General features: G+C 62.6%; 12 protein-coding genes. 9 read left to right on the top strand and 3 right to left on the bottom strand.

Features of this window, described 5'->3' with window-relative positions; genetic code table 11:
* Positions 1-167: 167 nt before the first annotated feature.
* Positions 168-1,454: a T6SS phospholipase effector Tle1-like catalytic domain-containing protein gene (locus FEM01_RS18720; protein ID WP_138220963.1), complete on the top strand. Its 1,287-nt coding sequence runs from the start codon at positions 168-170 to the stop codon at positions 1,452-1,454.
* Positions 1,455-1,474: 20 nt separating this feature from the next.
* Here the strand turns inward: FEM01_RS18720 and FEM01_RS18715 are convergent, their stop codons facing one another.
* Positions 1,475-1,828 carry a hypothetical protein gene (locus tag FEM01_RS18715; RefSeq protein ID WP_138220962.1) on the bottom strand — a complete coding sequence of 118 codons (354 nt, stop codon included), beginning with the start codon at positions 1,826-1,828 and terminating at the stop codon, positions 1,475-1,477.
* Positions 1,829-2,106: 278 nt separating this feature from the next.
* Between FEM01_RS18715 and FEM01_RS18710 the strand changes: the two genes are divergently transcribed.
* On the top strand, positions 2,107-6,969 hold the full coding sequence (locus FEM01_RS18710) for an NAD-glutamate dehydrogenase (RefSeq protein WP_138220960.1): 4,863 nt from the start codon (positions 2,107-2,109) through the stop codon (positions 6,967-6,969).
* A 70-nt stretch (positions 6,970-7,039) separates the two neighbouring features.
* On the opposite strand, the gene FEM01_RS18705 is transcribed toward FEM01_RS18710, so the two are convergent.
* Positions 7,040-7,693, bottom strand: coding sequence for a hypothetical protein (locus FEM01_RS18705; protein ID WP_138220959.1), 654 nt, complete (start codon positions 7,691-7,693; stop codon positions 7,040-7,042).
* Between the two features lie 167 nt (positions 7,694-7,860).
* On the bottom strand, positions 7,861-8,679 hold the full coding sequence (ppsR, locus tag FEM01_RS18700; protein ID WP_138220958.1) for a posphoenolpyruvate synthetase regulatory kinase/phosphorylase PpsR: 819 nt from the start codon (positions 8,677-8,679) through the stop codon (positions 7,861-7,863).
* A 180-nt stretch (positions 8,680-8,859) separates the two neighbouring features.
* Here ppsR and ppsA point away from each other — a divergent pair, with 180 nt between their 5' ends.
* The 7 genes from ppsA to sigX all read left to right on the top strand — a co-directional run bounded on the left by ppsA (position 8,860) and on the right by sigX (position 15,921).
* Positions 8,860-11,235 (top strand): phosphoenolpyruvate synthase, encoded by a 2,376-nt coding sequence (gene ppsA, locus FEM01_RS18695; RefSeq protein ID WP_138220957.1) that lies wholly within the window; start codon positions 8,860-8,862, stop codon positions 11,233-11,235.
* A gap of 185 nt (positions 11,236-11,420) precedes the next feature.
* Positions 11,421-12,413, top strand: coding sequence for an alpha/beta fold hydrolase (locus FEM01_RS18690; protein ID WP_138220956.1), 993 nt, complete (start codon positions 11,421-11,423; stop codon positions 12,411-12,413).
* A gap of 132 nt (positions 12,414-12,545) precedes the next feature.
* Positions 12,546-13,037, top strand: coding sequence for a ribonuclease E activity regulator RraA (rraA, locus tag FEM01_RS18685; protein ID WP_138220955.1), 492 nt, complete (start codon positions 12,546-12,548; stop codon positions 13,035-13,037).
* 27 nt (positions 13,038-13,064) lie between these two features.
* Positions 13,065-14,060: a CorA family divalent cation transporter gene (locus tag FEM01_RS18680; protein ID WP_138220954.1), complete on the top strand. Its 996-nt coding sequence runs from the start codon at positions 13,065-13,067 to the stop codon at positions 14,058-14,060.
* A gap of 105 nt (positions 14,061-14,165) precedes the next feature.
* Positions 14,166-14,414 carry a CrfX protein gene (locus tag FEM01_RS18675; RefSeq protein ID WP_138220953.1) on the top strand — a complete coding sequence of 83 codons (249 nt, stop codon included), beginning with the start codon at positions 14,166-14,168 and terminating at the stop codon, positions 14,412-14,414.
* A gap of 2 nt (positions 14,415-14,416) precedes the next feature.
* Complete coding sequence (locus FEM01_RS18670; RefSeq protein WP_138220952.1) at positions 14,417-15,241, top strand: mechanosensitive ion channel family protein; 825 nt, start codon at positions 14,417-14,419, stop codon at positions 15,239-15,241.
* 113 nt (positions 15,242-15,354) lie between these two features.
* Positions 15,355-15,921, top strand: a complete 567-nt coding sequence (sigX, locus tag FEM01_RS18665; protein WP_138220984.1) for an RNA polymerase sigma factor SigX — start codon at positions 15,355-15,357, stop codon at positions 15,919-15,921.
* The last annotated feature ends 56 nt before the right edge of the window (positions 15,922-15,977 follow it).

Here is a 15,977-nt window from a genome sequence, read left to right as displayed (position 1 = left end):
CGGTCGCCGGGCAGAGGGGTGATACTTTAATGCATCCGGGGGGGCGCCGACCAATGGCGTTGGGTAAAAAACGCGAAAAGTCCGCGCTTACCTTGCGGGTTTGCTGATTCATCGACAGCGCCTTTCGTTGCTTGCTGCATACCTTCGAATCCACGAGGGGCAGGGCAATGGAGTACACCAACACACTGCGGGTGGGCGTCTTCTTCGATGGCACCGGTAACAATCAAGACAATGCCGCTACTCGGCCTGACCAGTCCGACAGGCCTGCGCTGGGCAGTTATGCCAATGCGCGCAGCAACGTCGCGCTCCTGCATGCGCTGTACCCAAGCGGGCTTGTGCAGGGATGTGTCTATTTCAAGTGTTACGTGCAAGGCGTCGGCACCGTTGAGGGCGAGGCCGACTCGTGGTTCAGTCAGGCCACTGGCCGAGGTCCGCACGGCGTCATGGCGCGCGTGTCCGAGGCGTTGCAGCACATCGCGGGGGTGTTGCGCGAGTACCGCGCCGGACAAGCGCAGAGCGAAGACGCTACGCTGGTGTTCGACCTGTTTGGCTTCAGTCGCGGTGCGGCGGCGGCCCGGCACCTGGCCAACCTGCTGACGCAGAGCGCTGCCCGCTTGCCGATGGAGCTGGAAGGGGCGCGGATCATCCATTTCATTGGCCTGTTCGACACGGTGGCGGCTATCGTCGCGCCGCTAAGCGCGAACTTCGACCCGGCCAACACACGCTACGCAGGCCTGCGCCTTGGACTGCGCGATGGCTTGGCCAGGCATCAGGTGCAACTGGTGGCCGCGAATGAGCGGCGACGCAACTTCCCGTTGCTGCGCAGTGGCAACGACATCGTCATGCCAGGGGTGCATTCGGACATCGGCGGCGGTTACCTGGAATCGATGCGCGAGCAGGTGCTATTGACCAAGCCGCGTGCCAACCGCGTCGCGCAGGCGACCCCGGCCGAGCGTACGGCGGTCTACCGTGAGGCCTTGGCCTTGCTGGAATCGAACTTCGCCCAGCTGGAGCATCCCAGGCCTGCGGTGCTGACCTGGGAGAGGCCCCTGGCGCCTAGTCCCGAGCGCTGGGAGGTGGCGCAGAAGGAGGTCTTCGCTGCGGTCTACCGTGAGCGCGAGGTGAGCGGGCACCTGTCGCGGGTGTACCTGAGCATCATGCGTGAGCTGGCGGTGCGCGCCGGGGTGCCGTTCGCGGCACTTGGGCAGGACCCTGCGCATCGGTTGCCTCAGGAACTGCTACCGATCAGCCGCAAACTGCATGCGCAGGCGCTGGGCGAGCACTCGGCGGTGCCCTTGACTGAGGCCGAACACGCCCTGCTTCGCAGGCGCTACCTGCACACCTCAGCGCACTGGAATACCCCGCTGGGCATGCGCGACAGCGCACTGGAGGCTTTGTACATCGATCGACCCGGCGAGGCGGGGCGGATCATTCATGACAATCCTGTCGGGTGAACCACGGTGCCGGTGGGATTTCACAGCTCGCTGACGAAGGTCCCGGTGCCGTCGAGGATATTACGCAAGGTCAAGGCGACCTCTTCAAGGTCGGTGCCCGTGGAGGTCAGCAGGATTTCCAGGCTGGCATCGCCCTTGAGCGCGTCGCGGTCGCCAGCGGCTACCTCGATCAGCAGGCGTTGCGCGCTCAGGGTCACTTTCAGGCCGTCCAGGGTGGACGGTTCGTCGTCCAGGGTCAGGTCGACGGTGTCCTCGTCCGGGTAACGGGTGAGCAGGAACATCTGGCCCTTGTCGCTATGGCAGCACAAGGTCGCCATGTTGTCTTCCTCATCATCGCAAGGGGTAGCGAAGAGCAGGGCGGTTTTCAGCTGCATGACGATTGACCAGTGTCCGGGGAAAGAGCACGCATGCTACCGCATCGCCGCTACAGGGTGCGATCACCCTGTAGCGTTGCGGTCTTGAACGAATATGTCGCAGCGCTGCAAGCCGTGGTGACCGCTGAGTCGTTAAGCTGCCCAATCGATGAGTGTGCCCAGTCACATTCAACGCCTGGTTTACCGTCCGGCTTGCTACGGGTTGGCTATCGTTGATCCGTACACGGCGGACCTACGCGACGCTCCAACTACGACAAAGCCTAAGCGGAGTACCACAGATGGCGTTTTTCACCGCAGCCAGCAAAGCTGACTTCCAGCACCAACTGCAAGCAGCCCTGGCGCAGCACATCAGCGAACAGTCCCTGCCACAAGTGGCGCTGTTCGCCGAACAGTTCTTCGGCATCATCTCTCTGGACGAACTCACCCAGCGCAGGCTGTCGGACCTCGCCGGCTGCACGCTCTCCGCCTGGCGCATCATCGAGCGCTTCGACCCGCAGAACCCGCAAGTGCGGGTCTACAACCCCGATTACGAACGTCACGGCTGGCAGTCGACCCATACCGTGGTCGAGGTGCTGCACCATGACTTGCCGTTCCTGGTCGACTCGGTGCGTACCGAACTCAATCGCTGTGGCTACAGCATCCATACGCTCCAGACCACCGTGCTCAGCACGCGGCGTGGCGCCAAGGGCGAACTGCTTGAGCTGCTGCCCAAGGGCACCCAGGGCGAAGGTGTCAGCCATGAGTCGCTGATGTACCTGGAAATCGACCGCTGCTCCAACCCGACCGAACTGATCACGCTGGCCAAGGAGCTGGAGCAGGTGCTGGCAGAGGTACGCGGGGTGGTCGCCGACTTCGAGCCGATGAAAGCCAAGCTCCACGAACTGCTCGAACTGGTGGAGCACAACGCCTTTGGCCCGGCGCAAAACGACAAGGCCGAGGTCAAGAGCTTCCTGGCCTGGCTACTGGATAACCACTTCACCTTCCTCGGCTACGAAGAGTTCACCGTACAGTCCGACGCAGACGGCGGCCACCTGGTCTACGACGAAGGTTCGTTCCTCGGCCTGACTCGACTGTTGCGCACGGGCCTGACCGCCGATGATCTGCGCATCGAGGGCTACGCCGTGGCCTACCTGCGCGAGCCGCGTCTGCTGTCGTTCGCCAAGGCCTCGCAGCCGAGTCGCGTGCACCGCCCGGCCTATCCCGACTATGTGTCGATCCGCCAGATCGACGAAAACGGCGTCGTGCTCAAGGAGTGCCGTTTCATGGGCCTGTACACCTCGTCGGTGTACGGCGAGAGCGTGCATACCATCCCCTACATTCGCGGCAAAGTGGCCGAAGTGGAGCGTCGTTCGCAGTTCGACGCCAAGGCGCACCTGGGCAAAGAACTGGCCCAGGTGCTTGAGGTGTTGCCGCGCGACGATCTGTTCCAGACCCCGATCGATGAGCTGTTCAGCACCGCTATGTCGATCGTGCAGATCCAGGAACGCAACAAGATCCGCGTGTTCCTGCGCAAGGACCCGTATGGGCGCTTCTGCTATTGCCTGGCGTATGTGCCGCGGGAGATCTACTCCACCGAGGTGCGGCAGAAGATCCAGCAAGTGTTGATGGAGCGTCTGAAGGCCACCGATTGCGAGTTCTGGACGTTCTTCTCCGAGTCGGTGCTGGCTCGCGTACAACTGATTCTGCGGGTCGACCCGAAAAACCGCATCGACATCGACCCGCAGCAGCTGGAAAAAGAGGTGGTGCAGGCCTGCCGTTCGTGGCAGGACGACTTCTCCACGCTGGTGGTGGAAAACTTCGGCGAGGCCCAGGGCACCAGCATTCTCGACGACTTCCCCAAAGGCTTCCCGGCCGGTTACCGCGAACGGTTTGCCGCGCATTCGGCGGTTGTCGACATGCAGCATGTGCTCGGGCTGTCCGAAGCCAAGCCGCTGGCGATGAGCTTCTACCAGCCGTTGACGCAACTGGGCGAGCGTCAGTTGCACTGTAAGCTGTATCACGCCGACACGCCGCTGGCGCTGTCGGATGTGCTGCCGATTCTGGAAAACCTCGGCTTGCGTGTACTCGGTGAGTTCCCCTACCGGTTGCGCCACGCCAATGGCCGCGAGTTCTGGATTCACGACTTCGCCTTTACCTACAGCGAAGGCTTGAACCTGGATATCCAGCAGCTCAACGACACCTTCCAGGATGCGTTCGTGCATATCGTCAACGGCGATGCCGAAAACGATGCCTTCAACCGCCTGGTGTTGACCGCCGGCTTGCCGTGGCGCGACGTGGCGCTTCTGCGCGCCTATGCTCGCTACCTCAAGCAGATCCGCCTGGGCTTCGACCTGGGCTACATTGCCAGCACCCTGAACAACCACACCGACATCGCCCGCGAGTTGACCCGGCTGTTCAAGACCCGCTTCTACCTGGCGCGCAAGCTCACCCAGGAAGACCTGGACGACAAGCAACTGCGCCTGGAACAGGCTATCCTCAGCGCCTTGGACGATGTCCAGGTGCTCAACGAGGACCGCATCCTGCGTCGCTACCTGGACTTGATCAAGGCCACGCTGCGCACCAACTTCTACCAGCCCGATGCCAACGGCCAGAACAAGTCCTACTTCAGCTTCAAGTTCAACCCCAAGTTGATCCCCGAACTGCCCAAGCCGGTGCCGAAGTTCGAGATCTTCGTCTATTCGCCACGGGTCGAGGGCGTGCACCTGCGCTTTGGCAACGTCGCCCGCGGCGGGCTGCGCTGGTCGGACCGTGAAGAGGACTTCCGCACCGAGGTGCTCGGCCTGGTCAAGGCGCAGCAGGTGAAGAACTCGGTCATCGTGCCGGTGGGCGCCAAGGGCGGCTTCCTGCCGCGCCGCCTGCCGCTGGGCGGCAGCCGCGACGAGATCGCTGCCGAAGGCGTGGCGTGCTACCGCATTTTCATCTCTGGCCTGCTGGACATCACCGACAACCTCAAGGATGGCGGTGTGGTGCCACCTGCCAACGTGGTGCGCCACGATGACGACGATCCGTACCTGGTGGTGGCCGCCGACAAAGGCACCGCGACGTTCTCCGACATCGCCAACGGTATCGCCATCGACTACGGCTTCTGGCTCGGCGATGCCTTCGCCTCCGGTGGCTCGGCCGGCTATGACCACAAGAAGATGGGCATTACCGCGCGTGGCGCCTGGGTCGGGGTGCAGCGTCACTTCCGTGAGCGCGGTATCAACGTGCAGCAGGACCCGATCACGGTGATCGGTATCGGTGACATGGCCGGCGACGTGTTCGGCAACGGCTTGCTGATGTCCGACAAGCTCAAGCTGGTGGCCGCGTTCAACCACCTGCACATCTTCATCGACCCGAACCCGGACCCTGCGGTGAGCTTCGCCGAGCGCCAGCGCCTGTTCGACCTGCCACGCTCGGCCTGGAGCGACTACGACGTCAGCCTGATGTCCGAAGGTGGCGGCATCTTCCCGCGCAGCGCCAAGAGCATTGCGATCAGTGCGCAGATGAAAGAGCGCTTCGCCATCGAGGCCGATCGCCTGACCCCGACGGAGCTGCTGCACGCATTGTTGCAGGCACCGGTCGACTTGCTGTGGAACGGCGGCATCGGCACCTACGTGAAGGCCAGCAGCGAGAGCCATGCCGATGTCGGCGACAAGGCCAACGATGCGCTGCGCGTCAATGGTAACGAGCTGCGCTGCAAGGTGGTGGGCGAGGGCGGCAACCTGGGCATGACCCAGCTCGGTCGCGTGGAGTTCGGCCTAAACGGCGGCGCCACCAACACCGACTTCATCGACAACGCTGGCGGCGTGGACTGCTCGGACCACGAGGTCAATATCAAGATCCTGCTCAACGAAGTGGTGCAGGGTGGCGACATGACCGAGAAGCAGCGCAACCAGTTGCTGGGCAGCATGACCGATGAGGTCGCGAGCTTGGTGCTGGGCAACAACTACAAGCAGACCCAGGCGCTGTCGCTGGCCGCCCGCCGTGCCCGCGAGCGGATTGCCGAGTACAAGCGGCTGATGGCCGACCTTGAAGGCCGTGGCAAGCTGGATCGCGCCATCGAGTTCCTGCCCACCGAAGAACAACTGGCCGAGCGCCTGGCCGCAGGTCATGGGTTGACCCGCGCCGAGCTGTCGGTGCTGATCTCCTACAGCAAGATCGACCTGAAGGAGCAGTTGCTCAAGTCGCAGGTGCCGGACGACGATTACCTGACCCGTGACATGGAGACGGCCTTCCCGCCGTCGCTGGTGAGCAAGTTCGCCGAATCCATGCGCCGTCATCGCCTGAAACGCGAGATCGTCAGTACCCAGATCGCCAACGACCTGGTCAACAACATGGGCATCACCTTCGTGCAGCGCCTGAAGGAGTCCACCGGGATGAGCCCGGCCAACGTGGCGGGTGCGTATGTGATCGTGCGCGACATCTTCCACCTGCCACACTGGTTCCGTCAGATCGAGGCACTGGACTACCAGGTGCCTGCCGAGATCCAGCTGACGCTGATGGATGAACTGATGCGCCTGGGCCGCCGTGCGACTCGCTGGTTCCTGCGTAGCCGACGCAACGAGCAGGACGCCGGGCGTGACGTGGCGCACTTCGGACCGAAAATCGCCCAGTTGGGGCTCAAGCTCGACGAGTTGCTGGAGGGGCCGACCCGTGAGCGCTGGACGCAGCGCTACCAGGGCTTCGTCGATGCCGGTGTGCCGGAGTTGCTGGCGCGCATGGTGGCGGGGACCAGTCATCTGTACACCCTGTTGCCGATCATCGAGGCGGCGGACGTGACCGGTCATGACCCGGCCCAGGTGGCCAAGGCGTTCTTCGCTGTGGGCAGCTCGCTGGACCTGACCTGGTACTTGCAGGAAATCGGCAACCTGCCGGTGGAGAACAACTGGCAGGCCCTGGCCCGCGAAGCCTTCCGCGACGACATCGATCTGCAGCAGCGGGCGATCACCATCTCGGTGTTGCAGATGGCCGAGGCGCCCGATGACATGGATGCCCGCGTCGCGCTGTGGTGCGAGCAGCATCGGGTGATGGTGGAGCGCTGGCGTGCCATGCTCGACGACCTGCGCAACGCTACCGGGACTGACTATGCGATGTACGCGGTGGCCAACCGCGAGCTGGTCGACCTGGCGATGAGCGGGCAAGCGGCGGTACCTGCTTGAGCGTGAGCTGAAACGAACAAGCCCCGGCCGATGCCGGGGCTTGTTTTTGGCGGGAACTGGTACTAGGACGTCAGTTGAAGAACGCTGTCAGGCGCGCCGTCCATACGTGGGTGGCCTTGCGGCTCATCGGGAACTTGAGCAGCGGCTGGTTGGGGTCGGCCACGGTCAACTCGATGGCGAAATCCTTGAGCTGCACGGTACGCTCGAAAGTCGGCACGCTCATGCCGGTGGCATTGACCTTGCGGGTGCCACCGCCCATTTCCATGCTTTGCGATTCGCGCCAAGTCACCTGCCAGCTGATGACCCAGGCGTAGTCATGGATGCGATAACTGTCGTCGATCAGCGAGCACACCGCCACTTTGCGGTTTTGTGGGTCGAACACCAGGAAACCCGGGGATGGATAGCCCAGCAGGTGCCCGGCATCGAGCGCGAGCCCTTCGCTGGCGTTGATCTTGGCCACCAGCGCCTTACTCTTGAGCTGCAACTTAGCAAGGAACCTGAAGGAAACCGCAAAGATCGCCCCGGCAATCACCAGCGCCAGCATGGTCCCGCTGGTCAGCAGCTGCCAGAGCGAGGCGTACGGCATTTTCGCAGGCCCGACATCGAACAGCGCCAGCAGCATCGACAGACCAAGCCCTGCGGTTGCCAGGCCGGAAATTCCAGCCACCGGAGTGGCCAGGCCTGCCAGTGCACCCACGGCGGCACCTTTCATTACACTCGACACACAACACCTCCTTATGAAAACTTCGCGGGCCAATCCATGGCTTTCGTCCAGGCGTTATAGCCGCGCTGATGGGGAACAGTGGGACAGCGCTCAAGCCCGGGGGTTCCCGGCTTTGGCTGAGGTCGTTAACAGTTTTTGCAGCGGATGTGCGCCGGTTGGCGCAGCGCTTACTTGAAACGCCGCTCCACGCCTTTTTCCACGAGGATCTTCGCGGAAATCTCTTCCACCGAGAAATGCGTGGAGTTGATGTTGGGAATGTTCTCGCGGCGGAACAGGTTTTCCACCTCGCGCACCTCGAACTCGCACTGGGCGAAGCTCGAATAGCGGCTGTTGGGCTTGCGCTCGTGGCGGATGGCGGTGAGGCGGTCGGGGTCGATGGTCAGGCCGAACAGCTTGTGCTGGTACTTCTTCAGCACTGCCGGCAGTTGCAAGCGCTCCATGTCGTCTTCGGTCAGCGGGTAGTTGGCGGCGCGAATGCCAAACTGCATGGCCATGTACAGGCAGGTCGGGGTCTTGCCGCAGCGCGACACGCCTACGAGAATCAGGTCGGCTTTGTCGTAATAGTGCGTACGCGCGCCATCGTCGTTGTCCAGGGCGAAATTGACGGCCTCGATGCGCTCCATGTAGTTGGAGTTGCCGCCAATGGAGTGGGACTTGCCCACGGAATACGACGAATGGGCGGTCAATTCCTGCTCGAGCGGGGATAAAAACGTCGAGAAGATGTCGATCATGAAGCCATTGGAGGTGGCCAGGACTTCGCGGATGTCCTGGTTGACGATGGTGTCGAAGATGATCGGACGCACCCCGTCGCGCTCGGCTGCGGCGTTGATCTGTTGGACCATGGCGCGGGCCTTGTCCAGCGAATCGATATAGGGGCGCGTGAATTTATTGAACGGAATGCTCTCGAATTGCGCGAGCAGACTTTGCCCCAGGGTTTCTGCAGTGATACCGGTGCCGTCGGAGATGAAGAACGCGGTTCGTTTCATTTGCGCCAGGGGCCTTAAGCTGCTGAATGTTTCTGGATATGATAGGTTCGGTTTGCCGAACGCGGTTGCTCGGCATTCTCACTTATTTTCCAGGTCCAGGCCACCTGCGTGCGGCCCAGTCGCAGAACCGACAGGCGCACGCCCTTGAGCTTTTCCAACACAGTTAGTGGAGAGATCACCTTGGTAGAGTACGTAGTTTCCCTCGATAAGCTCGGCGTCCATGATGTGGAGCATGTGGGGGGCAAGAACGCATCCCTGGGCGAGATGATCAGTAACCTTGCCGGTGCCGGCGTTTCGGTGCCGGGTGGCTTTGCCACTACGGCTCAGGCGTACCGTGATTTTCTCGAACAAAGTGGCCTGAACGACAAGATCCACGCAGCTCTCGACGCGCTGGACGTTGACGATGTCAACGCCCTGGCCAAGACCGGCGCGCAGATCCGCCAGTGGGTCATGGAGGCGGACTTCCCGGCCCGCCTGGACGCTGAAATCCGTGCAGCCTTCGCCGAAATGGCCGGTGGCAACGACAACATGGCCGTGGCCGTGCGTTCCTCGGCCACCGCCGAAGACTTGCCGGACGCCTCGTTCGCCGGGCAGCAGGAAACCTTCCTCAACATCCGTGGCGTCGACAACGTGATCCGCGCGGCCAAGGAAGTGTTCGCCTCGCTGTTCAACGACCGCGCCATCTCCTACCGCGTGCACCAGGGCTTCGACCACAAGCTGGTGGCACTGTCCGCAGGTGTGCAGCGCATGGTGCGTTCGGAAACCGGCACTGCCGGTGTGATGTTCACCCTCGACACCGAGTCGGGCTTCCGCGACGTGGTGTTCATCACCGGCGCCTACGGCCTGGGTGAAACCGTGGTGCAAGGGGCAGTCAACCCCGACGAATTCTACGTGCACAAACAGACCCTGCAGGCCGGTCGCCCAGCGATCCTGCGCCGCAACCTGGGCAGCAAGGCGATCAAGATGGTCTATGGCGAAGAAGCCAAGGCCGGTCGTTCGGTCAAGACCGTCGAAGTCGACCGTGCCGAGCGTGCGCGCTTCTGCCTGACCGACGCCGAAGTCGTCGAGCTGGCCAAGCAGGCCATGATCATCGAGCAGCACTACCAGCGCCCGATGGACATCGAGTGGGCCAAGGACGGTGACGACGGCAAGCTGTACATCGTTCAGGCGCGTCCCGAGACCGTGAAGAGCCGCGCCAGCGCCAATGTCATGGAACGCTACCTGCTCAAAGAGAAGGGCACCGTGCTGGTCGAAGGCCGTGCCATTGGCCAGCGCATCGGCGCCGGCAAGGTCCGCGTGATCAACGACGTGTCGGAAATGGACAAGGTCCAGCCCGGCGACGTACTGGTTTCCGACATGACCGACCCGGACTGGGAACCTGTGATGAAGCGTGCCAGCGCCATCGTCACCAACCGTGGCGGGCGTACCTGCCACGCCGCCATCATCGCCCGTGAGCTGGGCATTCCGGCGGTCGTGGGCTGCGGCAACGCGACCCAGGTGCTCAAGGACGGCCAGGGCGTGACCGTGTCCTGCGCCGAGGGCGACACTGGCTTCATCTTCGAAGGCGAGCTGGGCTTCGACGTCAAGCAGAACTCGGTGGATGCCATGCCGGAGCTGCCGTTCAAGATCATGATGAACGTCGGCAACCCGGACCGCGCCTTCGACTTCGCCCAGTTGCCCAACGAAGGTGTGGGCCTGGCGCGTCTTGAGTTCATCATCAATCGCATGATCGGCGTGCACCCCAAGGCGCTGCTCAACTACGCCGGACTGCCGCCGGAACTCAAGGACAGTGTCGACAAGCGCATCGCCGGCTACAACGATCCGGTCGGGTTCTACGTCGAGAAACTGGTCGAGGGCATCAGTACCCTGGCGGCGGCGTTCTACCCGAAAAAGGTCATCGTGCGCCTGTCGGACTTCAAGTCCAACGAATACGCCAACCTGATCGGCGGCAAGCTGTACGAGCCCGAAGAAGAGAACCCGATGCTGGGCTTCCGGGGCGCTTCGCGTTACATCAGCGAGTCGTTCCGTGACTGCTTCGAACTCGAATGCCGCGCGCTCAAGCGTGTGCGCAACGAAATGGGCCTGACCAACGTCGAGATCATGGTGCCGTTCGTGCGCACCTTGGGCGAGGCGAGCCAGGTTGTCGACCTGCTGGCCGAGAACGGCCTGGCCCGTGGCGACAACGGCCTGCGTGTGATCATGATGTGCGAGCTGCCGTCCAACGCGATCCTGGCCGAAGAGTTCCTGGAATACTTCGATGGCTTCTCGATTGGCTCCAACGACCTGACCCAGCTGACCCTGGGCCTGGACCGCGATTCGGGGATCATCGCCCACTTGTTCGATGAGCGAAATCCTGCGGTCAAGAAGCTGCTGGCCAACGCCATCGCCGCGTGCAACAAGGCTGGCAAGTACATCGGCATCTGCGGCCAAGGCCCCTCGGACCACCCGGACCTGGCCAAATGGCTGATGGAACAAGGCATCGAGAGCGTCTCGCTGAACCCGGACTCGGTACTTGAGACGTGGTTCTTCCTGGCCGAGGGCCAAGGCGCGGCCTGATGGACTGATCACGGGTGCCGTTGGCGCCCGTGCAGCGATTCGTGGGAGCGGCGGTTCGACGCTGCGACTTGCTTTGCGATGGCGTCAGCGCAGACACTAGGGCGCTGGCCTGATGCTATCGCCCGGCATGTCGGGGCGCCGAACCGCCGCTCCCACGTTTTCATCCCCTACAAGTTCGTGAATTCATGCAAAGCAGCAGTACCCAATTTCCCGTCGCGTTGCTCAGTGCCGAGCGCCGTGGCGACCTCAGTGAAGACGTCTACCGGATCAAGGCCGGCAACAGCCCCGATGCGAGCGTCGAAATCGCCGTCACCCGTCTGGGCCTTGCCGACCAGCAGCGTGCTCAGGGCGTGCCGGTCATTCTTTTGCACGGCAGCTTTTCCAATCGCCGCTTCTGGTTCTCGCCCAAGGGTATCGGCCTGGGGGCGGCCCTGGCCCGCGCCGGGTTCGATGTATGGATCCCGGAGATGCGTGGCCATGGCTTGTCGCCGCGCAATCGCGACTGGCGGCACAACCGCGTGGCTGACTACGCGCGCTACGACCTGCCGGTGATTGGCGCCTTCGTCCATGAACAGACCCGGCAGGTGCCGCACTGGTTGGGCCATTCCCTGGGCGGCACGACCCTGGCGGCGGCGCTGGGTGGCGGTTACCTGGGCCGTGAGCGCGTGGCCAGTGTGGCGCTGTTCGGCAGCCAGGTCAGCCGCGTCTATTGGCCGCTCAAGGTGCCGCCGGTGGCGTGGGGCGCGAAGCTGCTGCTCAAGCGCTTCGCGCAGATTTCCGGCTCGCGCCTCAAACGGGGCCCGGAGGACGAGCCAATCGGCCTGGCCCTGGAGAGCCTGCGTTGGAACAGCCTGTTCGGCCGCTTTGGCGACAAGGACCACGATTGGTGGGCGGGTCTTGCCGAGGTCGAAGTGCCGTTGCTGGCGGTGGCCGGTGCGGGGGACTTCCAGGACCCGGTGTGGGCGTGTCGCAAGCTGTTCGAGCAGTTCGGCGGCGATGCCAAGCAGTTCCTGCGCCTGGGGCGCGAGGAAGGCTTCGAGGCATTCGGGCATGTCGACATGCTGGTCAGCAAGGCCGCGCAGGCCCAGGTGTGGCCATTGGTTGAGCGCTGGTTGCACGATCCACTGCTGGCCGTGCATCCCTCGACCGTGGCGGCTGAGCCGGTGGCAGCGGCCTGACGCAGGCCGCCTGCGCGAAGGACCGATACGGGCGAACAGCGAGCTGACTGCTGGGTCTTGGATGACTGGCGGGGGCGGGCGGTGTAGCCTTGGCTTCACACCCGCTTTCGTTATGACTGACAGGAGCTTGCCATGCAGCATTACGTAACGCCCGACCTGTGCGACGCCTACCCGGACCTGGTTCAGGTGCTCGACCCGATGTTCAGCAACTTCGGTGGCCGCGATTCGTTCGGTGGCCAGATCGTCACGATCAAGTGCTTCGAGGACAACTCGCGGGTCAAGGAGCAGGTCGAACTCGACGGCACCGGTAAGGTGTTGGTGGTCGACGGTGGCGGTTCGCTGCGCCGCGCGCTGCTGGGTGACATGCTTGCCGAGAAAGCGGCCAAGAATGGCTGGGAAGGTTTGCTGATCTATGGCTGTGTGCGCGACGTGGATGTGCTGATCCAGACCAATGTGGGCGTGCAGGCCCTGGCCAGCCATCCGATGAAGACCGACAAGCGCGGCGTTGGCGATCTGAACGTCGCCGTGACCTTCGCCGGGGTGACGTTCCGTCCGGGGGAGTACGTGTATGCCGACAACAATGGCGTGATCGTCTCGCCAAGCCCGCTGAAAATGCCGGAGTGATGCGCCAGGTGCGCTGATGGAGCTTTGATGTTCGAGGAAGACAACGCGCAGTGGGGGCTGGTGCATGCCTTGGTGCTCGATGGTAAGGGGGGCGCACGTGCGATCGCCCGTACCGAATTGGACAGCCTGCAATTGCAGACGCAGGAAAGCCTCTGGTTGCACTGGGACCGCAGTCATCCCCAGACCCGTACCTGGCTGCTGCAAGACAGCGGCCTGAGCGCGTTCGCCTGCGACTTGCTGCTGGAGGAAAATACCCGCCCGCGGCTGCTGCAGATGGCCAACGAGCAAATGCTGCTGTTTCTGCGTGGGGTCAACCTCAACCCTGGCGCCGAGCCTGAAGACATGGTCTCGGTGCGTATTTTCGCCGAGGCGCAGCGGGTTATCTCGCTGCGCCTGCGGCCGTTGCGCGCCAGTGACGAGGTGCTCCAGCAACTGGATGAAGGGCGCGGGCCCAAGTCGTCGTCCGAGTTGTTACTGCTGATGGGCGAGCTGTTGACCGAGAAGGTCCAAGCGCTGGTCAGCGAATTGTCCGAGGCGGTCGATGAGGAAGAAGAGAAGGTGGAAACCGACGAACGGTATTCCCCTGAGCACGGTAGCCTGCAACAGATCCGTCGCCGGGCCGCAGGCCTACGCCGCTTTCTCGCCCCGCAGCGGGACATCTACGCGCAGCTGTCGCGCAACAAGTGCAGCTGGTTCGCCGACCCTGCTGCCGATTATTGGAACGAGCTGAACAACAGCCTGATCCGCTACCTCGAAGAACTCGAGCTGGCACGTGAGCGCGCAGCATTGGTGCTGGAGAGCGAAGACCGGCGGCGCAGCGAGCGGATGAACCGCACCATGTACCGTTTCGGCATCATCACCTGCATCTTCCTGCCCATGAGCTTCGTTACCGGGTTGCTGGGTATCAACGTTGGCGGCATCCCTGGCGCCAGCAGTCCCTATGGGTTTTTGGTCGCCAGCCTGATCGTGCTGGGATTGGCGTTGGGGCAGTGGTGGCTGCTGCGTACATTGAAGTGGGTATAAAGAGCGTGCGTGCAGGTAGGTGCGCGCTTGGCACAGATGCCGCAGGGCAATGTGTGACCGATTGCGCGGCGATCTCGTCTCTGACTCACATTGCGCGAGGTGCCTATGCACGATCCGTTTGAAGAATCCCTGCGCGACCTGCTCAAGGCGTCACCGTCCGGTGAGGACCGTGACGATGCCGCATGCCTGGGTCGCGTGCTCAAGACCGCCAACCGTCAGGTTGGTGCGGGTGATCTGTTCAGTCTGCTGGGCCGTTGGAGCCAGGCGCTGCTGATCGCTGTCAATAATGGCTCGGCGCATGTCGCGCCGGTGCGTCGCACCGCTACCCGCAAAACTGTAGATAAGGCCGATTGAATATGGAACTCGATCTCTGGACCCAGAGTCTGGTCACTGCCATGACTGCCCTTTGGACCAAGGTGGCGAACTTCATCCCCAACCTGTTCGGCGCGCTGGTCGTGGTGCTGTTGGGCTTCGTCGTTGCCAAGCTGCTGGACACCTTGCTGTCCAAGCTGCTCGCCAAGTTCGGCCTGGACCGCCTGATGAGCGGCACCGGCTTGACCAAGATGCTCGCCCGGGTGGGCATCCAGGTCCCGATTTCCACCCTGATCGGCAAGATCGTGTACTGGTTCGTGCTGTTGATCTTCCTGGTCTCGGCGGCCGAATCCCTGGGCCTTGAGCGCGTGTCGGCGACCCTCGACATGCTCGCCCTGTACCTGCCCAAGGTGTTTGGCGCAGCCCTCGTGCTGCTGGCTGGCGTGTTGCTGGCGCAAGTGGCCAACGGCTTGGTGCGCGGCGCGGCCGAGGGGATCGGTCTTGAGTATTCCGCAGGGCTTGGGCGTATCGTCCAGGGCCTGGTGATCATCATCAGTATTTCGGTGGCGATCAGTCAGCTTGAGGTCAAGACCGACCTGCTCAACCACGTGATCGTGATCGGTTTGATTACCGTTGGTCTGGCCGTTGCGCTGGCCATGGGCCTGGGTAGCCGCGAAATTGCCGGGCAAATCCTGGCCGGTATCTACGTGCGCGAACTGTTCCAGGTCGGCCAACACGTGCAGATTGGCGAGGTAGAAGGCCATATCGAAGAGATCGGCACGGTCAAGACGACCCTGCTGACCGATGAGGGCGAACTGGTCTCGCTGTCTAATCGTGTCCTGCTCGAGCAGCGTGTGAAAAGCCGCTAATCGCCCAAAAGCTGTTAATGTATGCCGCCGCAAAAATCGGCCCCTGGGGCTGAGCGGCGACACTGACCTGACTGTCGGCCCGATCCGTTTTGAATAAAGTCCACACGCCGCCCATGCGCTACGACCCACGTGAACTCACCGACGAGGAGCTGGTGGCGCGTTCGCATGAGGAGCTGTTCCATGTGACGCGCGCCTACGAAGAGCTGATGCGCCGTTACCAGCGCACGCTGTTCAATGTGTGCGCGCGTTATCTGGGGAACGATCGCGATGCCGACGATGTCTGTCAGGAAGTGATGCTCAAGGTGCTGTACGGGTTGAAGAACTTCGAGGGCAAATCCAAGTTCAAGACCTGGCTCTACAGCATCACCTACAACGAATGCATCACCCAGTACCGCAAGGAGCGTCGTAAACGTCGGCTGATGGATGCCTTGAGCCTGGACCCTGTAGAAGAGGCGTCCGAGGAGAAGGCACCGAAAGTCGAAGAAAAAGGCGGGCTGGATAAATGGCTTGTGCACGTCAACCCGATCGACCGCGAGATCCTGGTGCTGCGATTTGTCGCAGAGCTGGAGTTCCAGGAGATCGCCGACATCATGCACATGGGCCTGAGCGCCACGAAAATGCGATACAAACGTGCGCTCGACAAGCTTCGGGAGAAATTTGCAGGTTTGACTGAAACTTAGTCGCCAGCAAATATCTCTAACGATTCGGCTGGGTCTGCTAGACTAGCCGTCGAGTT

This window comes from Pseudomonas mosselii, from assembly GCF_005796105.1.
Classification (GTDB): Bacteria; Pseudomonadota; Gammaproteobacteria; order Pseudomonadales; family Pseudomonadaceae; genus Aquipseudomonas; species Aquipseudomonas mosselii_C.
Note: the sequence above shows the minus strand (reverse complement) of the source record. Positions and strands in the feature narration are given on the sequence as shown.